The following is a 26,844-nucleotide window of genomic DNA, read 5'->3' as shown; positions in this document are numbered from 1 at the left end:
GTAAATAATCCCTGGGGGAGAGGGAATTATCACGGCGAAAGAAAAAGAAATAAAAGGCATTAAAGTTTTATGGATTGCTGCCGATATGTCGTTTTGGGGAACTCTAATGTAGAAAAAGCATTCTTGCATCGCGCTAATACGGAAACATATCGTTACGTCTGTTAGCTTGTTCACTACGCCTGCGAATCATTGATAAGCCATAATCACCTGATGTGGAAAATTAGAACAGCTTCAGGCTGAGGGCTTAAGTCAAATCCGATAGCTAATAACCTTATAGTTTACACAGGTTATTTTTCAGCTTGGATATTTTTTAGTAACTCAAATGGTTATTTATACTGAGTTTGTCGCCTATACACAGATTTTTGTTCTGTTATTTTGGTTTGGTGATGCTTTTGTTCGAATTGATCTAAAAAAGATAATTTTTTGGCGGATAAACATTGTTTTTAAGACGTTTTTTTACCTATGGCTGTTTTGTGAACAAAATAGCGGTCAATAAGTGAGCGTATTTGGGTGTATTTGGCTTAATTATTTTTTATTTTTGTGATCTATGTCACATTGTATTTAAAATTGCCTCTCACTTACATTGTGTGTGCTAATGGTTCGGGGGTAGAGTTGCGCTGCTTTAGGAATAATCTTATTAAATTTGTAAAAATAGTTTCATGGTGACTAAACACTATCGAAGCAGAATGCTGTACATCCATACACGTTGGTTTACGCTCGTAGCAAATACTGAACAGTGGTCAAATTTAGCGATTGTTGAAAATTATAGCAGTCGTTTTTGAGAGATTAATTTGCCAGCTTTGGGAAACAACCCAGGTCACGGGCGATAAAATTTATCACCCAGCGTATGTTTTTAAACATAGTCTGTCGGGATGGGGAATATGGGTACGTCTGAATTACTTAAGCATATTTATGACATCAATCTGTCATATTTACTTTTAGCACAGCGTTTGATCAACGATGAAAAAGCCTCCGCGATGTTCCGTCTTGGCATTGATGAAGCCATGGCCGATGCGCTGGCGCAGCTGACTTTGCCGCAAATGGTTAAACTCGCCGAGACCAACCAGCTGGTTTGCCACTTCCGCTTTAACGAAAGCCAGACCATCGAACGCCTGACCAAAGAGTCGCGCGTCGACGATCTGCAACAAATCCATACCGGCATTTTGCTATCAAGCCATTTACTGCAAGAGCTATCGAGTAAAGACGCTAGCCCGACGAAGAAAAGAGCCTGATGATGGTTGAGAAAAGTATCGTTCAAGAAGCCAAGGACATTCAGCTCGCCATGGAGCTGATTTCGCTGGGAGCCCGATTGCAGATGCTGGAGAGCGAAACCCAGCTCAGCCGCGGGCGCTTGATTAAACTTTACAAGGAGTTACGCGGCAGCCCGCCGCCAAAAGGAATGTTACCGTTCTCAACCGACTGGTTTATGACCTGGGAACAAAATATTCACTCGTCGATGTTTTACAACGCCTACCTGTTTCTGATGAAAAGCGGGCAGTGCAGCGGAGTGGAGGCGGTGATCAAAGCCTATCGCCTCTATCTCGAGCAGTGTCCTCAGCAGGCTGGTGAGGCGCCGTTGCTGGCGCTGACCCGTGCCTGGACGCTGGTGCGTTTCGTCGACAGCGGCATGCTGCAGCTCTCTGCCTGCAGCTGCTGCGGCGGCGCATTTATCACCCACGCGCACCAGCCGCTGAACGGTTTCATCTGCAGTTTATGCCAACCCCCATCCCGCGCCGTAAAAAGACGTAAACTTTCGCCGCAACTGGCCGATATTATTCCTCAACTGCTGGACGAGCAGGTCAAACGCGCCATTTGAGCCGCCACATTGCCGGCTCTCGGCAATGAATACCGACGTGTGATACGCAGGGGCGGCATGCCGCCCCCAGACACGCAGCCTGGTCTGTGCGCCAGGGCGCGTTTGCCCCACCTTCCATCCACATTGTTAATTTAAGGAATGCGTGTGCTAGTTATTTTGGGTTATCTGGTGGTATTGGGTGCGGTGTTTGGCGGCTACCTGATCGTGGGCGGCCATCTCGGTGCGTTGTATCAGCCGGCGGAGTTTCTGATTATCGGCGGGGCGGGGGTCGGCGCTTTCATCGTCGGCAACAACGGCAAGGCAATCAAAGCCACGCTGCGCGCGCTGCCGCGGCTGATGCGCCGTTCCAAATACAACAAAGATCTGTACATGGATCTGATGGCGCTGCTGTTCCGCCTGCTGGCCAAATCGCGCCAGCAGGGCATGCTGTCGCTCGAGTTCGATATCGATAATCCGCAAGAAAGTGAAATTTTTTCTAATTATCCGCGCATCCTTGCCGATAACACCCTGGTGGAGTTCATTACCGACTATTTACGGCTGATGGTGAGCGGCAATATGAATGCGTTCGAGATCGAAGCGCTGATGGACGAAGAGATCGAAACCTACGAGCAGGAAAGCGAAGTGCCCGCCGGCAGCCTGGCGATGGTGGGCGACTCCTTGCCGGCGTTCGGTATCGTCGCGGCGGTGATGGGGGTGGTGCACGCCCTGGCTTCGGCCGATCGGCCGGCCGCGGAACTGGGCGCGCTGATCGCCAACGCCATGGTCGGTACTTTCCTCGGCATTCTGCTGGCCTACGGCTTCATCTCGCCGCTGGCCACATTGCTGCGCCAGAAGAGCGCCGAAAACGTCAAGATGATGCAGTGCATCAAGGTCACGCTGCTGTCGAGCCTGAACGGCTACGCGCCGCAGATCGCCGTCGAGTTTGGCCGCAAAACGCTGTATACCACCGAACGTCCTTCTTTCGTTGAGCTGGAAGAACACGTGCGCCGCGTGAAAGCGCCGGCGCAGCAGGCGACGGAAGAAGAAGAAGCATGAAACAGAATCATCCGGTCGTTCTGGTCAGAAAGCGCAAGTCGCATCATGCCGCCCATCACGGCGGCTCCTGGAAGATCGCTTATGCCGACTTTATGACGGCGATGATGGCGTTCTTCCTGGTGATGTGGCTGCTGGCGATCGCCAGCCCGCAGGAGCTGACGCAAATCGCCGAATACTTCCGCACGCCGCTCAAGGTGGCCCTGACCAGCGGTGACAAGAGCAGCTCCGAAAGCAGCCCGATCCCGGGCGGCGGCGACGATCCTACGCAGCAGCACGGCCTGGTGAGAAAGCAGGTCGATTCGCCGGACAAGCGCGCCGAAGAGCTGCGCCTGAACAAGCTGCGCGAAAAGCTGGATGAATTGATTGAGTCCGATCCGCGCCTGAAGGCGCTGCGCCCGCATCTGCTGATCAACATGATGGACGAAGGGCTGCGCATCCAGATTATCGATAGCCAAAACCGGCCGATGTTCAAAACCGGCAGCGCGCAGGTCGAGAGCTACATGCGCGATATTCTGCGGGCGATAGCGCCGATCCTCAACGATTTGCCCAACAAGATCAGCCTGTCCGGCCACACCGATGATATCCCTTATGCCAGCGGCGAGCGCGGCTACAGCAACTGGGAACTGTCGGCCGATCGCGCCAACGCCTCCCGACGCGAGCTGATCGCCGGCGGCCTGGCGGAAGGCAAGGTGCTGCGGGTGGTGGGCATGGCGGCGACCATGAGCCTGAAACAGCACGGCGCCGATGACGCGATTAACCGTCGCATCACCGTGCTGGTGCTGAATAAGCAAACGCAAGAAGGCATCGAACATGAAAATGCCGAAAGCAACGCGATGGATATCGCCCAGCCGGACAGCCTGAAACAGCTGGCGCCGTCGGCAACTGCACCGGCCAGCCAAACGCCGGAGCACTCGGCGGCAGCCCCGGAGCCGGCGGCGTCAACGCCAGCGCCGAGCGTCCCAGCGCAGGCATCCCCGGCGATAGCCCCGGCCGATCAGGCGCCGGAACAACCGGCGGCCGCACCCGCACCGACTAACCGCGACTCACAGCCAGAGGTGACCCCGTGAGCATGGACATTAGCGATTTTTATCAGACCTTCTTTGATGAGGCGGACGAGTTGCTGGCCGACATGGAGCAACATCTGCTGGAGCTGGATCCGCTGGCCCCCGATATCGAGCCGTTGAACGCCATCTTCCGCGCGGCGCACTCGATCAAGGGCGGCGCGGCGACCTTTGGCTTTTCGGTGCTGCAGGAAACCACCCACCTGCTGGAGAACCTGCTGGACGGTGCAAGACGCCAGGAAATGAGCCTGAGCACCGAGATTATCAACCTGTTTCTGGAAACCAAAGACATTATGCAGGAGCAACTGGACGCCTATAAAACCTCGCAACAGCCTGACGCCGAAAGCTTTGAATACATTTGCCAGGCGCTGCGCCAGCTGGCGTTGGAAGCGCAACAGCAGCAGGCGGCGCCCGCGGCTCAACCGGCCGTTCAGCAGCCTGTCGTGAAGCCGGCGGCCGCGCCGGCGGCGATCGAAGGCGGCATGCGCATCAGCCTGAACGGGCTGAAAGCCAGTGAAATCCCCTTGATGTTGGAAGAGCTGGGCAACCTCGGTGAGGTTAAAGACCCTCATCAGACGGAACACAGTCTGGACGTGACGTTGCTCACCTCCGCCAGCGAAGACGACATCAGCGCCGTGCTGTGCTTCGTGCTGGAACCGGAACAAATCAGCTTCTCGACGCCGTCGCCGAGCGAACCGGCCGTCGCAGAAGCTAGCTTACCGGCAGCGGTCGCCGTGCCGGAACCTGCGCCAGCGCCGGTCGCCAGCGCCGCGCCGCCTGCCGCTAAACCGGCCGCCGCGCCGCCTGCCGCTAAACCGGCCGCCGCAGCGGCGGAAGCGCCGAAAGCGCGCGCCAAGGCGAGCGAGTCCACCAGCATTCGTGTGGCGGTGGAAAAGGTGGATCAGCTGATCAACCTGGTGGGCGAGCTGGTGATCACCCAGTCGATGCTGGCGCAGCGCTCCGGCACGCTCGATCCGGTCAACCACGGCGATCTGCTGAACAGCATGAGCCAGCTGGAGCGTAACGCGCGCGATCTGCAGGAGTCGGTGATGTCGATCCGCATGATGCCGATGGAATACGTCTTCAGCCGCTACCCGCGCCTGGTGCGCGATCTGGCCGGCAAGCTGAACAAGCAGGTGGAGCTGACGCTGCAGGGCAGCTCGACCGAACTGGACAAGAGCCTGATCGAACGCATCATCGATCCGTTGACGCACCTGGTGCGCAACAGCCTCGATCACGGTATCGAAGAGCCGGCCACCCGCATCGCCGCCGGCAAATCGGCGGTAGGCAATCTGGTGCTGTCGGCCGAACATCAGGGCGGCAACATCTGTATTGAGGTTATCGACGACGGCGCCGGCCTGAACCGCGAAAAAATTCTCGCCAAGGCCGCGTCGCAAGGGCTGGCGGTGAGCGAAAGCATGAGCGACGAAGAAGTCGGCATGCTGATCTTCGCGCCGGGCTTCTCCACCGCCGAGCAGGTGACCGACGTTTCCGGCCGCGGCGTCGGCATGGACGTGGTGAAACGGAATATTCAGGAGATGGGCGGCCACGTCGAGATCCGTTCGCAGGCCGGCAAAGGCACCACCATCCGCATCCTGCTGCCGCTGACGCTGGCGATCCTCGACGGCATGTCGGTCAAGGTGAACGACGAAGTCTTTATCCTGCCGCTGAACGCGGTGATGGAGTCGCTGCAGCCGCAGGCGGAAGATCTGCATCCGCTGGCCGGGGGCGAACGCGTGCTGCAGGTGCGCGGCGAATACCTGCCGCTGGTGGAGCTGTATCGGGTATTCGAAGTGGACGGCGCCAAAACCGACGCCACGCAGGGCATCGTCGTTATCCTGCAAAGCGCCGGCCGCCGCTATGCGTTGCTGGTGGATCAACTGATCGGCCAGCACCAGGTGGTGGTGAAGAATCTGGAAAGCAACTACCGCAAAGTGCCGGGCATCTCCGCCGCGACCATTTTGGGCGACGGCAGCGTGGCCTTGATCGTCGATGTCTCGGCGTTGCAAACCTTGAACCGTGAAAAGCGTCTGACGGACGCCGCCGCATAATAATGAGTTTATTGATTTAAAAGGTGAATGATATGGCAGGATTGGCAGCCGTCAGCAAATTGGCTGGCGAAACGGTAGGGCAAGAGTTTCTGATTTTCACCCTGGGCAATGAGGAGTACGGCATCGATATCCTCAAGGTGCAGGAAATTCGCGGCTACGATCAGGTGACCCGCATCGCCAACACGCCGGCGTTCATCAAGGGTGTCACCAACCTGCGCGGCGTGATTGTCCCGATCATCGATCTGCGGGTGAAATTCTCGCAGCAAAGCGTGTCTTACGATGAAAACACCGTGGTGATCGTGCTGAACTTTGGTCAGCGCGTGGTGGGCATCGTGGTCGACGGCGTTTCCGACGTGCTGTCGCTGACCGCCGAGCAGATTCGCCCGGCGCCGGAGTTCGCGGTGACGCTGGCGACCGAATACCTCACCGGTCTCGGTTCGCTGGGCGAGCGCATGCTGATCCTGGTGGATATCGAAAAGCTGCTGAGCAGCGAAGAGATGTCGCTGGTCGACAGCGTGGCGAAAAGCGTCTGATTCATGACCCCAGGGGGCAGGGCGCTGCCCCCTTCATCCATCACTCTTCCTGACCTGTCGCGGCGCCGCAGACCGCGCCCGGAACCCCCACTAAAAATAGTTACTTTCCCGCATAAAGTTTTGCCGCACGGCGCCGATAACTCTCACATTCAACGTCATCAGAGCCTGTCTGCGCGGGCTTCAACAAGGGAAATCATGTTAAATCGTATGAAGGTGGTCACCAGCCTGTTGCTGGTGTTGGTGCTGTTTGGCGCCTTGCAGTTGATTTCGGGCGGACTCTTTTTCTCCTCGCTGAAAAGCGATAAGGAAAACTTTACCGTCCTGCAAACGATCCGCCAGCAGCAGCTGCAGTTGAGTGAAAGCCGCGTTGACCTGCTGCAGGCGCGCAACTCCCTAAACCGTGCCGGTATTCGCTACATGATGGATACCAATAAGATCGGCAGCGGCGCCACCATTGATGAACTGCTGGCCAAGGCGAAAGAAGAGCTGGCCAGGGCGGAAAGACACTATGCCGCTTACGAAAAGATCCCTCAGGATCCGCGTCAGGATCCCCAGTCGGCAGAACGCGTTAAGCAACAGTACGACATTCTGTACGGCGCGCTCTCCGAACTGATTCAGCTGCTGGGCGAAGGCAAGATCAACGCCTTCTTCGATCAGCCTACGCAGAGCTACCAGGACAACTTTGAGCAGAGCTACAACCTGTATCTGGAGCAAAACGGCAAGCTGTACCAAATCGCGGTCGACGGCAGCAACAGCTCGTACAACTCGGCCATTTGGACGCTGATCGTGGTGCTGGTGGTAGTGCTGGCGGTCATTGTACTCGCCTGGACCGGCATCCATCATATCCTGGTGCGCCCGCTGAACCGCATGATTGACCACATCAAACAGATCGCCGCCGGCGACCTGACTCAGCAGATCGTCGTCACCAGCCGCAACGAAATGGGCGTGCTGGCGGCCAGCCTGAAACACATGCAAAGCGAACTGATCGAAACCGTCAGCGGCGTGCGTCAGGGCGCGGACGCCATCTACAGCGGCGCGTCTGAAATCGCCGCGGGCAACAACGATCTCTCCTCCCGCACCGAGCAGCAGGCCGCTTCGCTGGAAGAGACCGCCGCCAGCATGGAACAGCTGACCGCGACGGTGAAACAGAACGCCGAAAACGCCCGTCAGGCTTCACAGCTGGCGCTGAGCGCCTCCGAAACCGCGCAGAAGGGCGGCAAGGTGGTGGCCAACGTGGTGCAGACCATGCACGACATCGCCGGCAGCTCGCAGAAAATCGCCGATATCACCGGCGTGATCGACGGCATCGCCTTCCAGACCAACATCCTGGCGTTGAACGCCGCGGTGGAAGCGGCGCGCGCCGGCGAGCAGGGCCGCGGCTTCGCGGTGGTGGCCGGTGAAGTGCGCAACCTGGCGCAGCGCAGCGCGCAGGCGGCCAAAGAGATCAAAGGCCTGATCGAAGACTCGGTCAGCCGCGTCGATATGGGTTCCGTATTGGTCGAGAGCGCCGGTGAAACCATGGGCGACATCGTCAACGCCGTCACCCGCGTGACCGACATCATGGGCGAAATCGCCTCGGCGTCGGACGAACAGAGCCGCGGTATCGATCAGGTTGGCCAGGCGGTAGCGGAAATGGACCGCGTGACCCAGCAGAACGCCTCGTTGGTGGAAGAGTCCGCCTCGGCGGCGGCGGCGCTGGAAGAACAGGCCAGCATGCTGACCCAGTCGGTGGCGGTATTCCGCCTGAGGGCGGAGGGCCAGGAAGAGTTTAAAGCGCCTGTCACCAGCAAGGCGACGGTAACACCGGTAATCAATCATAAGAAAATGAACGCCAGCGATCTGCAGGATAACTGGGAAACGTTCTGACCGGTATCGGGCCTCTCTCGCAGCGGCCCTTTCCCCTACGTAGGCCGGTCGCCGGCCGGCTGCAAGGAGGTTCACAGTGTTTAACCGAATCCGTATCTCTACCAGCTTGTTCCTGTTGTTGATGACCTTCTGCGTTCTGCAGCTGGCCAGCAGCGGCCTGTCGTATTCCGCGTTTCGCTCCGATAACCACAACCTCGACATCATCACCCTCGGCAGCCAGCAGCGCGATTCGCTCAGCCTGAGCTGGGTGTCGCTGTTGCAGGCGCGCAATACGCTGAACCGCGCCGGCACCCGTGCGGCGTTGAAACTGCCGCAGGAGCAGGTGAACGAATTGATGAGCAGCGCTCGCAGTTCGCTGCAGAAGGCCGATCTCTATTTCAATCAGTTCATGGCGGTTGAGCGCAGCAGTGAGCAACAGAGTCAGCAGACGGCAACCACCAAGGCCAGCTACGAGCGGCTGCGCGGCGCGCTGCGTGAGCTGATCGGCTTTCTGGAGAAAGGGGAGCTGCAGGCGTTTATGGACCAGCCGACGCAGAAAACCCAGGACCTGTTCGAAGCCGACTTCGTGCAGTACCTGCAGTTGGTCAACGGCGACATCAGCGAAGCCAGAGACGCCAACCAGTTCTCCTTCACGCTGGCGGGCCTGATGCTGGCGGGGGCGGTCTTGATGCTGATCGTGGTGACCGGCAGCGCCATGTGGTGGTTACGCACCATGCTGGTACAGCCGCTGAACCAGATCCGCAGCCACTTTGAACGCATCGCCGCCGGCGATTTGGCGACGCCGATTCAGGTGTATGGCCGCAATGAAATCAGCATGCTGTTCGCCAGCCTGCAACGCACGCAGCAGTCGCTGATCGGCACCGTCGGCGCGGTGCGCGACGGGGCGGAGTCGATTCTGATCGGCCTGCAGGAGATCGCCGAAGGCAACAACGATCTCTCTTCCCGCACCGAGCAGCAGGCCGCGTCGCTGGAAGAAACCGCCGCCAGCATGGAACAGCTGACCGCCACGGTGAAACAGAACGCCGATAATGCGCGGCAGGCTTCTCAGCTGGCGCGCGATGCCTCGGCCACCGCGGCCAAGGGCGGCGAACTGGCCGGCGACGTGGTGACCACCATGCACGATATCGCCAACAGTTCGCAGAAAATCGGCGCCATCACCAGCGTGATTGACGGCATCGCCTTCCAGACCAACATTCTGGCGCTCAATGCGGCGGTGGAAGCGGCGCGCGCCGGTGAACAGGGGCGCGGTTTCGCCGTGGTCGCCGGCGAAGTGCGCAACCTGGCGAGCCGCAGCGCGCAGGCGGCGAAAGAGATCAAGGTGCTGATCGATGAATCGGTCAGCCGCGTCAAACACGGCTCGGTGCTGGTGGAAAACTCCGGCGCCACCATGCAGGACATCGTGCGTTCGGTGACCCGCGTGACCGACATCATGGGCGAGATCGCGTCGGCTTCGGATGAACAGAGCCGCGGCATCGAGCAGGTGACGCAGGCGGTGACCCAGATGGATCAGGTCACCCAGCAGAACGCCGCGCTGGTGGAAGAGTCCGCTTCTGCCGCCACCGCGCTGGAAGAGCAGGCCATTACCCTGGCTGACGCGGTCGCGGTATTCCGTCTGGCGGACGATAACTTCGTCGCGCCAGGTAACAGCAACAACGCAGTTTCACCCGTGGTAAAGGAAGCCCAAGATTGTTAAACCGCATAAGCAGCACGTGTTTCCCCGGTGAGGTGGCATGAAACAGGCGCCGTCAACTTCTAACCGGGATACTGCGTCGATGTTGACGCAAATGGTGCAGCGCCTGCCGCTGTCGGACGTGCATTTTCGCCGTATCAGCCAGTTGATTTATCAACGCGCCGGCATCGTGCTGGCGGAGCATAAGCGCGAGATGGTTTACAACCGTCTGGTGCGCCGGCTGCGGCTGTTGGGATTGCACGATTTCGGCGACTACCTGGCGCTGCTGGAAAGCGATCCGAACAGCGCGGAGTGGCAGGCGTTTATCAACGCGCTGACCACCAACCTGACGGCCTTTTTCCGCGAGGCGCATCACTTCCCGATCCTGGCGGAACACGCGCGCTCGCGGCCGAACGGCTACAGCGTGTGGAGCACCGCGGCCTCGACCGGCGAAGAGCCGTATTCGATCGCCATCACGCTGAGCGATGCATTGGGCCAGCGGGCCGGCAGTTGCCAGGTCTGGGCCAGCGACATCGATACGCAGGTGCTGGAAAAAGCGGAAGCGGGCGTTTACCGCCAGGAAGATCTGCGCACCCTGACGCCGACCCAAATGCAGCGCTATTTCCTGCGCGGCACCGGGCCGCATCAGGGGCTGGTGCGCGTGCGGCCGGAACTGGCGGCGCGGGTGAACTTTCAGTCGCTGAACCTGCTGGCGCCGGAGTGGGCGCTGCCGGGGCAGTTCGACGCCATTTTTTGCCGCAACGTCATGATCTATTTCGATAAGGCGACGCAGGAGCGCATCCTGCGCCGCTTCGTTCCCTTGCTTAAGCCGGGGGGGCTGATGTTCGCCGGCCACTCCGAGAATTTCAGCCAGATCAGCCCGGATTTCTACTTGCGTGGGCAGACCGTGTATGGGCTGACCAAGGAGAGGTAATGAGTAAAATCAGAGTGTTATGCGTAGACGATTCGGCACTGATGCGCCAGCTGATGACGGAAATCGTGAACGGCCACGCCGACATGGAGATGGTGGCGACCGCGCCGGATCCGCTGGTGGCGCGCGATCTGATCAAAAAATTTAATCCCCAGGTGCTGACGCTGGACGTCGAGATGCCGCGCATGGACGGGCTGGATTTCCTCGAGAAGCTGATGCGCCTGCGGCCGATGCCGGTGGTGATGGTCTCTTCGCTGACCGGCAAAGGCTCGGAAATCACGCTGCGCGCGCTGGAGCTGGGCGCGGTGGACTTCGTGACCAAACCGCAGCTCGGCATTCGCGAAGGCATGTTGGCTTACAGCGAGCTGATTGCCGAGAAGATCCGCACCGCCGCCAGGGCGCGCCTGCCGCAGCGTTCCAACAGCCCGGCGCCGGCGATCCTCAGCCACGCGCCGCTGCTGAGCAGTGAAAAACTGATCGCCATCGGCGCTTCCACCGGCGGCACCGAAGCGATCCGCCAGGTGCTGCAGCCGCTGCCGGCGACGAGCCCGGCGCTGCTGATCACCCAGCACATGCCGCCGGGTTTCACCCGTTCGTTCGCCGAGCGGCTGAACAAGCTGTGCCAGATCACGGTGAAAGAAGCGGAGGACGGCGAGCGCGTGCTGCCGGGCCATGCCTACATCGCGCCGGGGGATCGCCACCTGGAGCTGGCGCGCAGCGGCGCCAACTATCAGGTGAAGCTGCATGACGGCCCGGCGGTCAACCGCCATCGTCCGTCGGTCGACGTGCTGTTCCGCTCGGTGGCGCAATATGCCGGCCGCAATGCGGTGGGCGTTATCCTCACCGGCATGGGCAACGACGGGGCGGCGGGGATGCTGGAGATGCACCGCGCCGGGGCCTATACCCTGGCGCAAAACGAGGCGAGCTGCGTGGTGTTCGGCATGCCGCGCGAGGCGATCGCCGGCGGCGGCGTCAGCGAAGTGGTCGAGCTGGACAGGATGAGCCAGCGCATGTTGGCGCAGATTTCCGGCGGCCAGGCATTGCGCATTTGATTTTAGTCCGCAGGGTCTTCCCCGCGGCGATATGACCCAGGCTCGCCGCGCGGCTGCCTGCGGTTTTGCATCATTAAACGGTTAACTATTTCAGGAGTAACAATGGCAGACAAGAACCTCAGATTTCTGGTTGTGGACGATTTTTCCACCATGCGTCGCATCGTCAGAAATCTGCTCAAAGAGCTGGGCTTCAACAACGTCGAAGAAGCTGAAGACGGCGCGGATGCGCTGAACAAGCTGCGCGCCGGCGGTTTCGACTTCGTGGTGTCCGACTGGAACATGCCGAACATGGACGGGCTGGAGCTGCTGCAAACCATCCGCGCCGATAGCGCGCTGGCCGCGATGCCGGTATTGATGGTGACGGCGGAAGCCAAGAAAGAAAATATCATCGCGGCGGCGCAGGCCGGCGCCAGCGGTTATGTAGTGAAACCTTTTACGGCGGCGACGCTGGAAGAAAAGCTCAACAAGATTTTTGAAAAATTGGGCATGTAAGGAGAGGGCGATGAGAGACATTCCAATGCCTGCCAGCGATGCAGCGACCGCGGGAGAGATCATCTCCCGCATCGGCCAACTGACCCGAATGCTGCGCGACAGCATGCGCGAACTGGGGCTCGATCAGGCGATCGCCCAGGCGGCAGAGGCGATCCCGGATGCGCGCGACCGTCTTGACTATGTCGTAACCATGACGGCGCAGGCGGCGGAACGGGCGTTGAACTGCGTGGAGGCGGCGCAACCGCGCCAGGCGGAGCTGGAATCCGGCGCGAACGCGTTGAAGGGGCGCTGGGACGAGTGGTTCGCCAATCCTATCGAACTGGACGACGCGCGTTCTCTGGTCAACGACACGCGCCAGTATCTGGATCAGGTGCCGGGCCATACGGCCTTCACCAACGCCCAGCTGCTGGAGATCATGATGGCGCAGGACTTCCAGGATCTGACCGGTCAGGTGATCAAGCGCATGATGGACGTGGTGCAGGAGATCGAAAAGCAGCTGCTGATGGTGCTGATGGAAAACATGCCGGAGCAGCCGGTGAAGGAAAAACGGCCGAACGACAGCCTGCTGAACGGCCCGCAGCTCGACCAGAACGGCGTCGGCGTGATCGCCAACCAGGCGCAGGTCGACGATCTGCTCGACAGCCTCGGTTTCTGAGGCTTATCGGGGCGCGCAGCGGCGCGCCCCGAAAGTTGCGCTGTGCCCCGCAAAGATTAATGTATATAGCGTTGCTATATACATCATGGCGGTTATAATTTGTACTCTAGTTAAAGGAGGTTGCCATGACGTTAGGTTCTGTCTTTACCAATAATCGGACACAGGCTGTACGCTTGCCTGCAGAGGTGCGTTTCCCTGATACCGTTTCTAAAGTGACCGTCCGCGTAGTGGGCAAAGAGCGCATTCTTGCCCCCCTGGAGAATACCTGGGACAGTTTCTTCTGTGCGGAAAATGAGGTGAGCGATGATTTCCTCAATGAACGTGCCGGGCAGCACCAGCGCGAGCGGGAAGATTTTTGATGTTCAGTCATATGCTGGACACCAACATTGTTATCTATGTCATTAAGCGCCGGCCGCTGGAAGTGCTGGAGGCATTCAATCGTTATGCAGGTAAAATGGTCATTTCGTCAATCACCTATGGCGAATTGGTTCACGGGGTGGAGAAAAGCGCTCGCCCAGCGGTGAACGCCAGAGTGGTTGAGGATTTTGTCTCCCGATTGGACATTCTCGATTACAGCGCCAAAGCGGCATCGCACTACGGCAACATCCGGGCTGCGCTGGAACGCCAGGGAACGCCTATTGGCGTAAACGATCTACATATCGCCGGGCATGCGCGCAGCGAAGGATTGATACTGGTGACCAATAATCGACGCGAATTTGAGCGCGTTGAGGGTTTGCGGCTGGAAAATTGGTTGTAATGTTTCCCCCTTGATTGTCTCATCCCCTAAATAACCCGCCTTTTCCCCCGTTGTTCCGTCAATGACATCGCCAATTTTTTGGCATGCTGACCGCCATTCTTTACCCTCCCGACACAGGAACGGCGTTTCGTGGCTGAAGACAGCGATCTGGAAAAAAGCGAGGCCCCCACGCCCCACAGGCTGGAGAAGGCGCGTGAAGACGGCCAGATCCCACGTTCCCGCGAACTGACCTCGGTACTGATGCTGCTCTCGGGCCTGGCGATCATCCTGATGTCCGGCAGCAACATGGCGCAACAGCTGGCGGCGATGCTCACGCAGGGCTTGAACTTCGACCACGGCATGGTCAGCAACGATAAACAGATGCTGCGCCAGCTGGGCATGTTGCTGCGCCAGGCGGTGCTGGCGCTGTTGCCAATCATGGCGGGGTTGGTGCTGGTGGCGCTCGCCGCGCCGATGCTGTTGGGGGGCATCCTGTTCAGCGGCAAGTCGATCAAATTCGACTTGAAACGGCTGAACCCGTTGTCCGGGTTGAAGCGTATTTTTTCCAGCCAGGTGCTGGCCGAGCTGCTGAAAGGGATCCTGAAAGCGACGCTGGTCGGCTGGGTGACCGGCCTCTATCTGTGGCACAACTGGGCGGCGATGTTGCATCTGATGACCCAGCAGCCGCTCGACGCGTTGGGCAATGCGCTGCAGATGATTCTGTTCTGCGGTTTTCTGGTGGTGCTGGGATTGACGCCGATGGTGGCGTTCGACGTGTTCTATCAGCTGTGGAGCCACTTCAAAAAGCTGAAGATGACCAAGCAGGATATTCGTGACGAATTCAAGGATCAGGAAGGGGACCCGCACGTCAAGGGGCGCATTCGTCAGCAGCAGCGGGCGATCGCCCGGCGCCGCATGATGGCCGATGTGCCCAAGGCGGACGTGATCGTCACCAACCCGACGCACTACGCCGTCGCGTTGCAGTACAACGATAAAAAAATGAGTGCGCCGAAAGTGCTGGCCAAGGGCGCCGGTGAAATCGCCTTGCGCATCCGCGAGCTCGGCGCGGAACACCGCATCCCGATGCTGGAGGCGCCGCCGCTGGCGCGTGCGCTGTATCGACACAGCGAGATTGGGCAACATATTCCGGCCACCCTGTATGCCGCGGTCGCCGAAGTGCTGGCCTGGGTGTACCAGCTGCGCCGCTGGCGGCGCGAGGGCGGCCTGATCCCGAAAAAACCTGAACGTTTACCGGTGCCGGAAGCACTGGATTTTGCAAAAGAGAGTGACTCTGATGGCTAATTTGGCCTCCCTGCTTCGTTTGCCGGGCAATTTTAAAGATACGCAGTGGCAGGTGTTGGCCGGCCCGGTGTTGATCCTGCTGATCCTGTCGATGATGGTGCTGCCGTTGCCGGCGTTTATCCTCGACCTGCTGTTTACCTTCAACATCGCGCTGTCGATCATGGTGCTGCTGGTGGCGATGTTCACCCAGCGCACGCTCGAATTCGCCGCCTTCCCGACCATTCTGCTGTTCTCCACGCTGCTGCGTTTGTCGCTCAACGTCGCGTCGACGCGCATCATCCTGCTGGAAGGGCACACCGGTTCCGCCGCCGCCGGCCGCGTGGTGGAGGCCTTCGGCCACTTCCTGGTGGGCGGCAACTTCGCCATCGGTATCGTGGTGTTCATCATCCTGGTGTTGATCAACTTTATGGTGATCACCAAGGGGGCGGGGCGTATCGCCGAAGTGGGCGCGCGCTTTGTGCTGGACGGCATGCCGGGTAAGCAGATGGCGATCGACGCAGACCTGAACGCCGGGTTGATCGGCGAGGACGAAGCGAAGAAACGCCGCGCCGAAGTCACCCAGGAGGCCGATTTCTACGGCTCGATGGACGGCGCCAGTAAATTCGTGCGCGGCGACGCCATCGCCGGCCTGATGATCATGGTGCTGAACGTGGTCGGCGGCCTGTTGGTCGGCGTGGTGCAACACGGCATGGAGCTGGGGGCGGCGGCGGAAAGCTATACGCTGCTGACCATCGGCGACGGCCTGGTGGCGCAGATCCCGGCGCTGGTGATCTCCACCGCCGCCGGCGTTATCGTCACCCGCGTCGCGACCGATCAGGACGTCGGCGAGCAGATGGTGGGCCAGCTGTTCAACAATCCGCGCGTGATGCTGTTGAGCGCCGGGGTGCTCGGGCTGTTGGGCCTGGTGCCGGGCATGCCGAACCTGGTGTTCCTGCTGTTTACCGCGGCTCTGTTGGGTCTTGCCTGGTGGCTGCGCGGCCGTGAACAACAGGCGCCGAGAGCGGTTGAAGAGCCAGTGATGCCGGACAACCCGCAGGCCGCCGAAGCCAGCTGGGCCGACGTGCAGTTGGAAGATCCGCTGGGGATGGAGGTGGGCTACCGGCTGATTCCGATGGTCGATTTTCAACAGAACGGCGAGCTGCTGGGGCGTATCCGCGGGATCCGCAAGAAATTCGCGCAGGACATGGGCTATCTGCCGCCGGTGGTACACATTCGCGACAACCTGGAACTGCCGCCTGCCAGCTACCGCATCCTGATGAAAGGCGTCGAAATCGGCAGCGGTGAAGCGCAGCCGGGCCGCTGGCTGGCGATCAACCCCGGCAATGCCGTGGGCGAGCTGGCGGGAGACAAAACCGTCGATCCGGCCTTTGGGCTCGAGGCGGTGTGGATCGACAGCGCATTGCGTGAGCAGGCGCAGATCCAGGGCTTTACCGTGGTGGAAGCCAGCACCGTGGTGGCGACGCACCTTAATCACCTGATCGGCCAGTTCGCCAGCGAGCTGTTTGGCCGCCAGGAAACCCAACAGTTGCTGGATCGCGTGTCGCAGGAGATGCCGAAGCTGACCGAAGACTTCGTGCCGGGCGTGGTATCACTGACCACGCTGCACAAGGTGCTGCAAAACCTGCTGGCCGAGCGCGTCTCCATCCGCGATATGCGCACCATTGTCGAAACGTTGGCGGAGCACGCTCCGGCGCAGAGCGATCCTTATGAACTGACCACCGTGGTGCGAGTGGCGCTGGGCCGGGCGATCACGCAGCAGTGGTTCCCGGGCAACGGCGAGATTCAGGTCATCGGTCTGGATACCCAACTGGAGCGTCTGTTGCTGCAGGCGTTGCAGGGCGGCGGCGGGCTGGAGCCGGGGCTGGCCGATCGCCTGCTGGAACAGGCGCGCCAGGCGCTGCAGCGGCAAGAGATGCTCAGCGCGCCGCCGGTGCTGTTGGTTAACCATGCGCTGCGGCCTTTACTGGCGCGCTTCCTGCGTCGCAGCCTGCCGCAGCTCGTGGTGCTGTCCAACCTCGAGATCAACGACGATCGCCAGATTCGCATGACCTCGACCATCGGAGCCGCTTGATGAAACGCTGTCTGTTCGTGCTGTGTTTGCTGGCCCCGTTGACTGCCGGCGCGGTGTCCGGCTCTTGGGTGGCCGAAGGGGCGGGCGTGACGTTGGAACAGGGCGGCATGCGCGATGAGTCCGCCGGTTTGCGGCCGCCGAACGCGCTGCCGGACGCCAATGCGCGCATCACCCGCGTCAGCTGGCGCTATCGTTTGCTGGGGCCGGAGCCGGCCGGGCTGCAGGCCCAGCTCTGCACGGTAAACCGCTGCATTCCGCTCGGCGGCGGCAGCGGCAGCAGCAACGGTCTGCAGGGCGAACCGGCCAATGCGGAATTGCGCTTTGTCTATTACGTGCAGTCGCAAGGCGGGTTGAATCCGCCGCTGCGGGTGATTGGCAATCAGGTGATCGTCAATTACGAATAGATCGCCGCCCGGTTCGGTGGGGTAGTTTGACGCCGGCCGGCGTTATGCTTAAGCGATAAAATGAGCCTGGAAATTCAAGACTCACGGCCGCCTTTGTCGCGCGGCACAATCTGGAGCCTGTTTGTGTGACAACAGTCATAATCCTATTTTTATACGTTGTTTCTCTCTTTGTTTTATTGTAATTTCCGCTTAATCTTCAAATTTATGAAGATTAAATGTGCGTGAAGGGCGTTAATTTACCCGTCCCTCAGTTAATTATGCGCAATGTATTAACTATATAAATAATCCTCGCCGTACTCTCATAAAATTAAACTTATATGGAGTATCTATGAAAATTTTAAAATCATACATGCCATTATTACTTTTATGCGTGGCTTTCACCGCTTCGTCAAATAATCACTGCGATCCTTCCCGGACTGAACTGCCCGCCAGTTGCCTCACGGAACAATTCGCCATGTCGGTATTGTGGTATCAGAATGCGGCAGAGGCACGGGCGGCTTTTTATCAAGGGTATCAGTTGGGCAAGCTCCGACTTGAGCAGGAATTAAAGAATAAATCGGAGAAGCCGCGTGCCGTCGTGCTGGATCTTGATGAGACCGTGCTGGATGACAGCCCGCACCAGGCCTGGTTGATAAAGAACCAGTCGTTTTTGCTTGACGGTTGGGACGAATGGGTCGACATGGCAGCGGCGGAAGCCGTGCCCGGCGCTATCGATTTCCTGAGGTTTGCCGATGAAAACGGCGTTACCATTTTCTACCTGAGTGACAGAAAGCAGTCGCAGATTGACGTGACGCTAAAAAATTTACGCCGTATTAATTTGCCTCAGGCGAAAAAAGAAAATCTGTTGTTAAAAACACCGGAGATGCAGGGTAAACAGAGTCGTCGCGACGCGTTGGAAAGCCAGTATGACGTCGTGCTGTATTTTGGCGACAATCTGGCTGACTTTATTGATTCAAAAGGTAAAAGCCAGGCTGAAAGGAATAAAATGATGGAGGATGTGCAGCAAGAATTTGGCCAGCGTTTTATTATCTTCCCGAATCCGATGTATGGCGATTGGTATGGCGGTATTATCGATGGGCAGTTTAAAGCGAAAAACAATGAGCTTTATAAGCTGCGAGCGTCTAAATTGACGCCGTTTAAGTAACAAAAACAGGTAAGGTAAATGTAAGCTACGGGCATTTATGGTATGAATATAAATACCCTGAAGCGTTTTATTCAATAGGCCGATTCGCTGGCTCTCGATATGAAGCAATTAATAGAATCGATAATATACATCGGATAGTTCCTTGTTGTATCGAGGGCTGTTGAATGTGTTCTGATTTCAACATCGATTGTCTGTCCGACGGCTGCCGACCTCATCCGATGAGCGAAGTGGCGGGAGGGGCGCCTCAGGCCAGGATCGCCAGGCCGTTGCGTTCCACCAGCGTCAACAGCTTCATCGCGGCGGAGTTCGGTTGCGCTTCGCCGCGCTCCCATTTCTGCACCGCCTTTTTGCTGACGTTGAGATACAGTGCAAACACCGGCTGACTGACGTTTTCGCGTTCGCGCAATGCGCGGATCTCGGCCGGCCCGAACTGTTTTACCGGCCGCAGGCACAGCATGTCGAAGGTGCGCATGGTCACGTCGTCGACGAAACCGGCGCGGTGCAGGCCCTGAACTTCCTGGTGGATCTCGGCAAGAATTTTACTCATCGCTTAGCCTCCGTAATTCCTTGTTGTTGACCAGCTGGTAAAGTCTGAATGGCGAATAATCCAGATACAGCGCAGCCAGATGTTTCAATCCTTGTAACTCGTCCGTACTGATGTTTTCTCTCTCGCTTTTGGCAAAGCCGCGCATAAAAAACAGGCGTTCTTCATCGCGAAAAACGATCAGTACCCGATAGCCGCCGCGTTTGCCCGCACCCGTCCGAGCGATGCGCTTTTTGTATACGCAACCGCCAAGATTGGCGTCGTACAGCTGACGTTGCATCTCTCGCGCCGCTTTCACTATCGTGGCGTCGCTGATGCGCTCGCGCGCGGCAAAACCCAGAAAGGTTTTGGTGAGATAAATATCGGCCATTCGCTCTCCCTGCGAATCTATACCCGTTAAGGGTATATTTCAAGTGGTTTAAAAACAACCACAGGGTGACAAGCGGCCAAAGGGAAAGAAACAGCTAATTTCACCGCATGCGCAGCCTGGCGCATAACGTTAAGGTAATTCAGAAAGCGGTAAGAAGAAAATGCGAGAGGGCGCGCATAGCCGGGTAAACCCGCGCCCGGCGGTGCGCACACCGGGCGAAATCAGGGCTTAGACGCCGATTTTTCTGCCGAGCAGGCTGCCAGCGTGCGACTGGCCGTCCGGGCCATACAGCGATTTGTTGTTCTTGCTGAGGATCGCCAGCGCCTGCGCGTTATGGTCGATCTGCTGATTGAGCAGCAGGCCATTGTGCTGATTCTTTTCGCGCAGCGTTAGGCTCAGCAGTTGAATGCGCTGCCAGCGATCGGCCAGAGACGCATGGCTGGAATAGGGCGCGCGTTGCCCGCAGGCTTTTTCCTGCCCCAGGCGCTGTTGCTCGAGGTAGGCGACCGTCGCCAGCAGCTGGCTTTTGGCATCGGTGACGCGCTGCAGCGCCACGCCGGGCAACTGGCCGGAACACAGCAAGTCGTGCTCTTCTTCCAGCACCCCATTGAGCGCCTGCAGCGTTTCCAACAGTTTATCCAGCAATTGTGCCAGGTTTTCCATAGTGATGACTTATCCTTTACCGCTACTCGCCGCCGCGCCGTCAGTCGCGCCCGGCGATCCATTGAATGTCGCTCTGCGCGTCTTGCAGCAGCGCGTCGGCGATTTTGCCGGCGTCCATCTTCAGTTCGCCGCTGCGGATCGCCTGCTTGATGGCCTCGACCCGGCCCATATCAATATCCTGGGTGCCCGGCTGCATCAGGCGCGCCTGCGCCTCGCTCAGCTTGACCTGCGTGCCGCTGACGGCCGTTTCGGCCACGGCGGCCTTACGCGGTTGGAGCGGGTTGTCGGCCGGGGTTTCACGCGGTTGCACAGTGGAAACCGGCTGTAATCGCTGGGTGCGATCGATACTCATGGTCCATCTCCGTTTACGCCGTGACCGCTCTCGGGCGACGACGCTGCAATGAAAGTGTTGCGGCCCTGGTGGCCGATAAAATGCTGCTTGATTTGTCTTATCGGCAAGGTTTGCGGAACCTTTACTTTTTTATAACGTAATGCGGATCGCGCCGTCGTCCCCGACCACGCCGCTGACGATCTGCCCGGACGCCATGCGCACCCGCACGCTGTCTTCGGCGGCGGCGTTGTTCATCGCCTTACCCGAACCGCTGATGTTGAATCCTTCGCCCTGCGCGTTGACCTGTACCGATTGCCCGGCCTTGATAATCCAGGCTCGGCGCAGCATGGCGAGGGTCAGCGGTTGGCCGGGGCTGATGTTGCGCAGGCTGACGGCGCCCAACGCCTTGCCCGCTTCGGTCAGCGCGCGCGGCGGCAGGGTATCGAGCCGGCCTTCTTTCAACGTCAGATCCGCCGCGGTCAACCGGCTGCCGGCGCTGATGCCGCGCGCCGAAACCAGATAGCGGCCGAACACTTGCACCTGCGTCTGGATAAAACGCCGCTCCTGGCCACAGCGCGCCGAAATGCTGACGTTGCCGCCGATCCGCGCGTTGGGCGGCAGCGATAGCTGCGGCAGTTCGCAGGCGGGCCACTGGGCCGGCGGCGTGCGCACCCGCACTTTCACCTGCACCGGCTCGCCGCTGAACTTGCCTTGGATGAAGCTTTCGATTTGCGTCGCCAGATCGTCGGCGCGCGCGTTCAGACTGCACAGCAGGCCGATAAGCAGCAGCATTTTACCTTTCATCGTCATCTTCTCAAGCCTCATCGGGATACGCGTAAGTGTACCCGCAGCGCGCGCAGGCTAAGCAGATAAATAGCGCCCCATTTTGCGTTTATTCCCGCGATAGGGTGGCGCAGGGGGCGTTTATGCTGTCGACTCCAAATTCTAACCTCGCGGAGGGAGCATGCTCGACAAACTGGACGCGGCTCTGCGCTTTGGCCAAGAGGCGCTGAACTTGCGCGCCCAGCGGCAGGAAATTCTGGCCGCCAATATCGCCAACGCAGATACGCCGGGTTATCAGGCGCGGGATATCGATTTCGCCAGCCAATTGAACAAAGTGCTGGAACAAGGGCGCGTCAACGGCAACGGCATGTCGCTGAACCTGACGGCGGCGCGCCACATCCCGGCGCAGACCCTGCAGCCGCCGCAGCTCGATCTGTTGTACCGGGTGCCGGACCAGCCATCGATGGACGGCAACACGGTGGACATGGATCGCGAACGCACCAACTTTGCCGATAACAGCCTGAAATATCAGACCGACCTGACGCTGCTCAACGGGCAGATCAAAGGGATGATGTCCGTGCTGCAACAAGGATAAGGCGCATGTCTTTACTGAACATTTTTGATATCTCCGGCTCGGCGCTATCGGCGCAATCCCAGCGCATGAACGTTAGCGCCAGCAACATGGCCAACGCCGACAGCGTGACCGGCCCGGACGGCGAGCCTTACCGCGCCAAGCAGGTGGTGTTCCAGGTCGCGGCGGCGCCCGGGCAGCCGACCGGCGGCGTGCGCGTCGCCCAGGTGGTGGACGATCCGGCGCCCGAACGTCTGGTGTATCAGCCGGGCAACCCGCTGGCGGACGCCAAGGGCTACGTGCGCATGCCGAACGTCGACGTGGTGGGGGAAATGGTCAACACCATCTCCGCTTCTCGCAGCTACCAGGCCAACGTCGAGGTGCTCAACACCACCAAGTCGATGATGATGAAAACCCTGACGCTGGGTCAGTAACCGGAGGTTCCCATGGCTATCGCCGCAACCACCAACGAGTCGTTGGACAACACCGTCATCGGTAACAACAGCAAAAATACCAACAGCCAGGATCTGCACAACAGCTTCCTGACGCTGCTGGTGGCGCAGTTGAAAAACCAGGATCCGACCAATCCGATGCAGAACAACGAACTGACTTCGCAGCTGGCGCAGATCAACACCGTTCAGGGCATCGAAAAGCTCAACACCACGCTGGGGTCGATCTCCGGCCAGATCAACAGCAATCAGTCACTGCAGGCGACTGCGCTGATCGGTCACGGCGTAATGGTGCCGGGCAACAACATTCTGGTCGGCAGCAAGGACGGCAAGGTCAGCACCACGCCGTTCGGCGTGGAACTGGAGCGCGCCGCCGATCAGGTGACCGCCACCATCACCAACGCCAGCGGGCAGGTGGTGCGCACCATCGAAATCGGCGGCCTGACCGCCGGCGTACACGCCTTCACCTGGGACGGTTCGCTGGATGACGGCACCACCGCGCCTGACGGCGCCTACAAAGTGGCGGTTAACGCCAAAGGCAACGGCGAGCAGCTGGTGGCGCGCAGCCTGCACTTCGGGCTGGTCAACGGCGTGATCCGCGACGGCAACGGCGCCAAATTGGATCTCGGCCTGGCGGGCAACGCCACCCTGGAAGACGTGCGACAGATCTTATAACCCTAAGCATCAGGCTCAATCGGACGATAGCCTGACCACTATTCGGAGAGTAACATGGCCTTTTCTCAGGCAGTCAGCGGCTTGAACGCGGCAGCAACCAATCTGGACGTGATCGGTAACAACATCGCCAACTCCGCGACCGCGGGCTTCAAATCCGGCAGCGTCTCCTTCGCCGACATGTTCGCCGGTTCGCAGGTTGGGCTGGGCGTCAAGGTGTCCGGCATCACCCAGAACTTCAAGGGCGGCACCACCACCGGCACCAGCCGTGCGCTGGATATCGCCATCAACGGCAACGGCTTCTTCCGCATGCAGGATAAAGACGGCGGTATCTTCTATACCCGCAACGGCCAGTTCAAGCTGGACGAGAACCGTAACCTGACCAACATGCAGGGCCTGCAGTTGACCGGTTATCCGGCGGCCGGTTCCCCGCCGACCATCCAGCAGGGCGCCAACCCGGTGCCGCTGAGCATTCCTGAAGGCATGATGAACGCCAAGGCGTCCACTTCCGGCGAGATGGTGACCAACCTGAAGTCCACCCATAAGGTGCCGGAGAACAAGACCTTCGATCCGACCAAACAGGACAGCTACAACTACGTCAACACCATCACCGCTTACGACTCGCTGGGCAACGCGCACAACATCAACGCCTACTTCGTCAAGACCGACGACAACAAGTGGCAGGTCTATACCCAGGATGGCAGCGCCGCGCCAGTGAACGCCGGCACCATGGAGTTCAGCACCAGCGGCAACCTGGTGAAAACCACCAGCACCAACGGCGCGCCGGGCGAGTTCAGCATGGTGATCCCGATGACTGCCAAAGACGGCGCACCGGCGCAAAACTTCACCCTGAGCTTCGCCGGCAGCATGCAGCAGAACGTGGGCAGCGACTCGGTGAGCAAAGTGGCGCAGGACGGCTATGCCGCCGGTGAATACACCAACTTCCAAATCAACAACGACGGTACCGTCGTGGGCATCTACTCCAACCAGCAGACCCAGGTGCTGGGCCAGATAGTCATGGCCAACTTCTCCAACCCGGAAGGGCTGGCGTCGCAGGGCGATAACGTTTGGCAGGAAACCGGCGCGTCCGGTCAGCCGCGCGTCGGTCTGTCGGGCGGTGGCGGCTTCGGTAAGCTGACCAGCGGCGCGCTGGAATCTTCCAACGTCGATCTGAGCCAGGAACTGGTGAACATGATCGTCGCGCAGCGTAACTACCAGTCCAACGCCCAGACCATCAAGACGCAGGACTCCATCCTGCAGACGCTGGTTAGCCTGCGCTAATAGGGCCGAGTTATGGATCACGCGATTTATACCGCGATGGGCGCGGCGCGCCAAACGCTGGAGCAGCAGTCCATCACCGCCAACAACCTGGCCAACGCGTCGACGCCGGGCTTTCGCGCCCAGCTCGCCGCATTGCGCGCGGTGCCGGTCGACGGGCCGAGCCTGGCGACGCGCACGTTGGTGACCGCGTCGACGCCGGGCGCCGACATGAGCCAGGGGGCGCTGAACTACACCGCGCGTCCGCTGGACGTGGCGCTGCAGCAGGACGGTTTCCTGGCGGTGAGCCTGCCGGGCGGCGGTGAGGCCTATACCCGCAACGGCAACATTCAGATCTCCTCCACCGGGCAGTTGACGGTGCAGGGGCTGCCGGTGATGGGCGACGGCGGCCCGATCGAGGTGCCGCCGTCGGCGGAGATCACCATCGCGGCCGACGGCACCATTTCGGCGCTGAACGCCGGCGATCCGCCGAACACCATCGCGCAGATCGGCCGCCTGAAACTGGTGAAGGCCGATGCGCGCGAAGTGATGCGCGGTGACGACGGGCTGTTCCGCCTGACGCCGGAAACCCAACAGCAGCGCGGCAATCAGTTGCAAAACGATCCGCAGGTGCGGGTGATGCCGGGCGTGCTGGAGGGCAGCAACGTCAAGCCGATGGAGACCATGGTCGACATGATCGCCAACGCCCGCCGTTTTGAAATGCAAATGAAGGTCATCCACAGCGTGGATGAAAACGAACAGCGTGCCAACTCACTGCTCTCATTGAGTTAAGCAGCAAGGAAATAACCGATGATTCCATCCTTATGGATTGCCAAAACCGGTCTGGACGCGCAGCAGACCAACATGGACGTGATCGCCAACAACCTGGCGAACGTCAGCACCAACGGCTTCAAACGCCAGCGTGCGGTATTTGAAGATCTGCTGTACCAGACCATGCGTCAGCCGGGGGCGCAGTCCTCCGAGCAGACCACGCTGCCTTCCGGCCTGCAGATCGGCACCGGCGTGCGCCCGGTGGCGACCGAGCGTTTGCACAGCCAGGGCAACCTGTCGCAGACCAACAACAGTAAAGACGTCGCCATCAAGGGGCAGGGTTTCTTCCAGGTGATGCTGCCGGACGGCACCCAGGCCTATACCCGCGACGGGTCGTTCCAGATCGATCAGAACGGCCAACTGGTGACCTCCAGCGGTTTCCAGGTGCAGCCGGCGATCACCATTCCGGCTAACGCGCTGTCCATCACCGTCGGCCGCGACGGCATCGTCAGCGTCACCCAGCAGGGGCAAACCGCCGCCCAGCAGGTGGGCCAACTGACGCTGACCACGTTCGTCAACGACAGCGGTCTGGAGAGCGTGGGCGAGAATCTGTACCAGGAAACCGAAAGCTCGGGTGCGCCGAACGAGAGCACCCCGGGGCTGAACGGCGCCGGTTTGCTGTATCAGGGTTACGTGGAAACCTCCAACGTCAACGTGGCGGAAGAGCTGGTCAACATGATCCAGACTCAGCGCGCGTACGAGATCAACAGCAAAGCGGTATCGACCTCCGATCAGATGCTGCAAAAGCTGACGCAACTGTAATCTGTCATTGACGGGCCCGGCTTGCCGCGCCCGTCATTCTCTTTCGTGAAACAAAGGCGATACCCGTGGTAACCACATATTCGATGGCAATCCTGCCGCGGCAGGGACAACGCTGGCTGGCGGGCATGGTGATGCTGACGCTGAGCGGCTGCGCCTATATCCCGCACAAACCGCTGGTGGACGGCGCGACCACGGCGCAACCGGCGCCGGCCAGCGCGCCGATGCCGAACGGCTCGATCTTCCAGACGGTGCAGCCGATGAACTACGGCTACCAGCCGCTGTTCGAAGACCGCCGTCCGCGCAACGTCGGCGACACCCTGACCATCGTGCTGCAGGAAAACGTCAGCGCCAGCAAAAGCTCCTCCGCCAACGCCAGCCGCAACGGCGCCAGCAAGTTCGGCGTCGCCACCTCGCCGCGTTACCTCGACGGCCTGTTGGGCAATGCGCGCGCCGATATGGACATTTCCGGCGACAGCACCTTCGGCGGCAAGGGCGGCGCCAACGCCAACAACACCTTCAACGGCACCATTACGGTGACGGTCAACCAGGTGCTGGCCAACGGCAACCTGCACGTGGTGGGGGAAAAGCAGATCGCCATCAACCAGGGCACCGAATTCATCCGCTTCTCCGGCGTCGTCAATCCGCGCACCATCAGCGGCAATAACTCGGTGACCTCGACGCAGGTGGCGGACGCGCGTATCGAATACGTCGGCAATGGCTATATCAACGAAGCGCAGACCATGGGCTGGCTGCAGCGCTTCTTCTTAAATGTTTCACCGTTCTAAGGATTGAC

30 protein-coding genes are annotated in these 26,844 nt (G+C 59.6%); 25 read left to right on the top strand and 5 right to left on the bottom strand.

Going from position 1 to position 26,844, the window contains the following annotated elements; genetic code table 11:
- The first annotated feature begins 881 nt into the window (after positions 1-881).
- The 18 genes from flhD to SSARUM2_RS14885 all read left to right on the top strand — a co-directional run bounded on the left by flhD (position 882) and on the right by SSARUM2_RS14885 (position 18,818).
- Entirely contained in the window at positions 882-1,232 is a 351-nt protein-coding gene (flhD, locus tag SSARUM2_RS14970) for a flagellar transcriptional regulator FlhD (protein WP_033647796.1), read from the top strand.
- A complete protein-coding gene (gene flhC / locus SSARUM2_RS14965; RefSeq protein WP_016927281.1) occupies positions 1,232-1,816 on the top strand; it encodes a flagellar transcriptional regulator FlhC in 585 nt (194 codons plus the stop codon). Before flhD ends, flhC begins: the two co-directional genes overlap by 1 nt.
- Positions 1,817-1,960: 144 nt before the next feature.
- Positions 1,961-2,851: a flagellar motor stator protein MotA gene (gene motA, locus SSARUM2_RS14960; protein ID WP_015378266.1), complete on the top strand. Its 891-nt coding sequence runs from the start codon at positions 1,961-1,963 to the stop codon at positions 2,849-2,851.
- On the top strand, positions 2,848-3,918 hold the full coding sequence (gene motB, locus SSARUM2_RS14955; protein WP_047571541.1) for a flagellar motor protein MotB: 1,071 nt from the start codon (positions 2,848-2,850) through the stop codon (positions 3,916-3,918). Before motA ends, motB begins: the two co-directional genes overlap by 4 nt.
- Complete coding sequence (cheA, locus tag SSARUM2_RS14950; protein WP_060449725.1) at positions 3,915-5,963, top strand: chemotaxis protein CheA; 2,049 nt, start codon at positions 3,915-3,917, stop codon at positions 5,961-5,963. The genes motB and cheA overlap by 4 nt, the downstream gene beginning before the upstream one ends.
- Positions 5,964-5,995: 32 nt before the next feature.
- Positions 5,996-6,496, top strand: a complete 501-nt coding sequence (cheW, locus tag SSARUM2_RS14945) for a chemotaxis protein CheW (protein ID WP_025303271.1) — start codon at positions 5,996-5,998, stop codon at positions 6,494-6,496.
- A 195-nt stretch (positions 6,497-6,691) separates the two neighbouring features.
- The gene (locus tag SSARUM2_RS14940; protein WP_049234708.1) at positions 6,692-8,362 is read left to right on the top strand and encodes a methyl-accepting chemotaxis protein; all 1,671 of its coding nucleotides are present in this window, start codon (positions 6,692-6,694) and stop codon (positions 8,360-8,362) included.
- Positions 8,363-8,438: 76 nt separating this feature from the next.
- Complete coding sequence (locus SSARUM2_RS14935; protein ID WP_033653630.1) at positions 8,439-10,055, top strand: methyl-accepting chemotaxis protein; 1,617 nt, start codon at positions 8,439-8,441, stop codon at positions 10,053-10,055.
- A 37-nt stretch (positions 10,056-10,092) separates the two neighbouring features.
- Positions 10,093-10,965, top strand: coding sequence for a protein-glutamate O-methyltransferase CheR (gene cheR / locus SSARUM2_RS14930; RefSeq protein WP_060438543.1), 873 nt, complete (start codon positions 10,093-10,095; stop codon positions 10,963-10,965).
- Positions 10,965-12,014 carry a chemotaxis response regulator protein-glutamate methylesterase gene (locus SSARUM2_RS14925; RefSeq protein WP_060438544.1) on the top strand — a complete coding sequence of 350 codons (1,050 nt, stop codon included), beginning with the start codon at positions 10,965-10,967 and terminating at the stop codon, positions 12,012-12,014. Before cheR ends, SSARUM2_RS14925 begins: the two co-directional genes overlap by 1 nt.
- A 102-nt stretch (positions 12,015-12,116) precedes the next feature.
- Complete coding sequence (gene cheY / locus SSARUM2_RS14920) at positions 12,117-12,506, top strand: chemotaxis response regulator CheY (RefSeq protein WP_004934862.1); 390 nt, start codon at positions 12,117-12,119, stop codon at positions 12,504-12,506.
- A 10-nt stretch (positions 12,507-12,516) separates the two neighbouring features.
- Positions 12,517-13,161, top strand: a complete 645-nt coding sequence (gene cheZ, locus SSARUM2_RS14915; protein WP_004934858.1) for a protein phosphatase CheZ — start codon at positions 12,517-12,519, stop codon at positions 13,159-13,161.
- Positions 13,162-13,286: 125 nt separating this feature from the next.
- Positions 13,287-13,520, top strand: coding sequence for a type II toxin-antitoxin system VapB family antitoxin (gene vapB, locus SSARUM2_RS14910; RefSeq protein WP_041035628.1), 234 nt, complete (start codon positions 13,287-13,289; stop codon positions 13,518-13,520).
- Complete coding sequence (locus tag SSARUM2_RS14905; RefSeq protein ID WP_033640020.1) at positions 13,520-13,918, top strand: type II toxin-antitoxin system VapC family toxin; 399 nt, start codon at positions 13,520-13,522, stop codon at positions 13,916-13,918. The genes vapB and SSARUM2_RS14905 overlap by 1 nt, the downstream gene beginning before the upstream one ends.
- Before the next feature lie 129 nt (positions 13,919-14,047).
- Positions 14,048-15,199 carry a flagellar biosynthesis protein FlhB gene (gene flhB / locus SSARUM2_RS14900; RefSeq protein WP_015378261.1) on the top strand — a complete coding sequence of 384 codons (1,152 nt, stop codon included), beginning with the start codon at positions 14,048-14,050 and terminating at the stop codon, positions 15,197-15,199.
- Positions 15,192-17,270, top strand: coding sequence for a flagellar biosynthesis protein FlhA (gene flhA, locus SSARUM2_RS14895; RefSeq protein ID WP_033635001.1), 2,079 nt, complete (start codon positions 15,192-15,194; stop codon positions 17,268-17,270). Before flhB ends, flhA begins: the two co-directional genes overlap by 8 nt.
- Positions 17,270-17,674 carry a flagellar protein FlhE gene (locus SSARUM2_RS14890; protein WP_041035624.1) on the top strand — a complete coding sequence of 135 codons (405 nt, stop codon included), beginning with the start codon at positions 17,270-17,272 and terminating at the stop codon, positions 17,672-17,674. Before flhA ends, SSARUM2_RS14890 begins: the two co-directional genes overlap by 1 nt.
- A gap of 328 nt (positions 17,675-18,002) precedes the next feature.
- The gene (locus SSARUM2_RS14885) at positions 18,003-18,818 is read left to right on the top strand and encodes a 5'-nucleotidase, lipoprotein e(P4) family (protein ID WP_047571544.1); all 816 of its coding nucleotides are present in this window, start codon (positions 18,003-18,005) and stop codon (positions 18,816-18,818) included.
- A 244-nt stretch (positions 18,819-19,062) separates the two neighbouring features.
- Here SSARUM2_RS14885 and SSARUM2_RS14880 read toward each other — a convergent pair whose 3' ends face one another.
- The 5 genes from SSARUM2_RS14880 to flgA form a co-directional block, all read right to left on the bottom strand.
- On the bottom strand, positions 19,063-19,365 hold the full coding sequence (locus tag SSARUM2_RS14880; protein ID WP_047571545.1) for a DNA-binding transcriptional regulator: 303 nt from the start codon (positions 19,363-19,365) through the stop codon (positions 19,063-19,065).
- Positions 19,358-19,732, bottom strand: coding sequence for a type II toxin-antitoxin system RelE/ParE family toxin (locus tag SSARUM2_RS14875; protein ID WP_047571546.1), 375 nt, complete (start codon positions 19,730-19,732; stop codon positions 19,358-19,360). Before SSARUM2_RS14875 ends, SSARUM2_RS14880 begins: the two co-directional genes overlap by 8 nt.
- Positions 19,733-19,960: 228 nt before the next feature.
- Positions 19,961-20,395 (bottom strand): flagellar export chaperone FlgN, encoded by a 435-nt coding sequence (gene flgN / locus SSARUM2_RS14870; protein ID WP_060452574.1) that lies wholly within the window; start codon positions 20,393-20,395, stop codon positions 19,961-19,963.
- 40 nt (positions 20,396-20,435) lie between these two features.
- Entirely contained in the window at positions 20,436-20,747 is a 312-nt protein-coding gene (gene flgM, locus SSARUM2_RS14865) for a flagellar biosynthesis anti-sigma factor FlgM (RefSeq protein WP_033653635.1), read from the bottom strand.
- A 129-nt stretch (positions 20,748-20,876) separates the two neighbouring features.
- On the bottom strand, positions 20,877-21,530 hold the full coding sequence (gene flgA, locus SSARUM2_RS14860; RefSeq protein WP_033634996.1) for a flagellar basal body P-ring formation chaperone FlgA: 654 nt from the start codon (positions 21,528-21,530) through the stop codon (positions 20,877-20,879).
- Positions 21,531-21,690: 160 nt separating this feature from the next.
- On the opposite strand from flgA, the gene flgB reads away from it, so the two are divergent.
- The 7 genes from flgB (at position 21,691) to flgH (ending at position 26,836) form a co-directional block, all read left to right on the top strand.
- Positions 21,691-22,104 (top strand): flagellar basal body rod protein FlgB, encoded by a 414-nt coding sequence (flgB, locus tag SSARUM2_RS14855; RefSeq protein WP_033634995.1) that lies wholly within the window; start codon positions 21,691-21,693, stop codon positions 22,102-22,104.
- A gap of 5 nt (positions 22,105-22,109) precedes the next feature.
- On the top strand, positions 22,110-22,514 hold the full coding sequence (flgC, locus tag SSARUM2_RS14850) for a flagellar basal body rod protein FlgC (RefSeq protein WP_004934826.1): 405 nt from the start codon (positions 22,110-22,112) through the stop codon (positions 22,512-22,514).
- Positions 22,515-22,526: 12 nt separating this feature from the next.
- A complete protein-coding gene (flgD, locus tag SSARUM2_RS14845; RefSeq protein ID WP_033634994.1) occupies positions 22,527-23,204 on the top strand; it encodes a flagellar hook assembly protein FlgD in 678 nt (225 codons plus the stop codon).
- 54 nt (positions 23,205-23,258) lie between these two features.
- Positions 23,259-24,482 carry a flagellar hook protein FlgE gene (flgE, locus tag SSARUM2_RS14840; RefSeq protein ID WP_033634993.1) on the top strand — a complete coding sequence of 408 codons (1,224 nt, stop codon included), beginning with the start codon at positions 23,259-23,261 and terminating at the stop codon, positions 24,480-24,482.
- Positions 24,483-24,494: 12 nt separating this feature from the next.
- Complete coding sequence (locus SSARUM2_RS14835) at positions 24,495-25,250, top strand: flagellar basal body rod protein FlgF (protein WP_033647783.1); 756 nt, start codon at positions 24,495-24,497, stop codon at positions 25,248-25,250.
- 18 nt (positions 25,251-25,268) lie between these two features.
- Entirely contained in the window at positions 25,269-26,051 is a 783-nt protein-coding gene (flgG, locus tag SSARUM2_RS14830) for a flagellar basal-body rod protein FlgG (RefSeq protein ID WP_004934819.1), read from the top strand.
- A gap of 83 nt (positions 26,052-26,134) precedes the next feature.
- Positions 26,135-26,836 (top strand): flagellar basal body L-ring protein FlgH, encoded by a 702-nt coding sequence (flgH, locus tag SSARUM2_RS14825; RefSeq protein ID WP_004934817.1) that lies wholly within the window; start codon positions 26,135-26,137, stop codon positions 26,834-26,836.
- Positions 26,837-26,844: the final 8 nt, after the last annotated feature.

It is taken from the genome of Serratia sp. K-E0102, from assembly GCF_029962625.1.
Lineage (GTDB): Bacteria > Pseudomonadota > Gammaproteobacteria > Enterobacterales > Enterobacteriaceae > Serratia > Serratia sarumanii.
Note: the sequence above shows the minus strand (reverse complement) of the source record. Positions and strands in the feature narration are given on the sequence as shown.